We start from the raw sequence: 238 nt of genomic DNA, 5'->3' as shown, positions 1-238 counted from the left end.
CGTCGAAATTGGTTACGGCCGCACCCGTCCGCGCATGTGCTTCCGTGTCAATTTGCATCGCGAGAACGTTGCGGGACCAGCCGTGCTCAAGCGCCTTGCCCGCGTACCAATCGCCGACCACCGGATCCTTTGCTTTGTCGAGCAAGGTACAAAGATGAATCCACGGCAATTGTGCAGCAGGCTGCTGCACAAATTCCGATGAAGGCCATGCTTGCGCCAGAGCCCGCATGTATTTCAG

1 protein-coding gene is annotated in these 238 nt (G+C 57.6%); it reads right to left on the bottom strand.

From position 1 onward, the window contains the following. Window positions 1-238 (bottom strand): DUF1016 N-terminal domain-containing protein (locus R0J88_RS23325; RefSeq protein ID WP_410901365.1); only part of this gene is annotated, 238 nt, incomplete at both ends.

The sequence above is a fragment of the Pseudoalteromonas sp. SIMBA_162 genome (genome assembly GCF_046535955.1).
Lineage (GTDB): Bacteria > Pseudomonadota > Gammaproteobacteria > Enterobacterales > Alteromonadaceae > Pseudoalteromonas > Pseudoalteromonas marina.
This window is presented reverse-complemented; position numbering and strand designations above follow the sequence as displayed.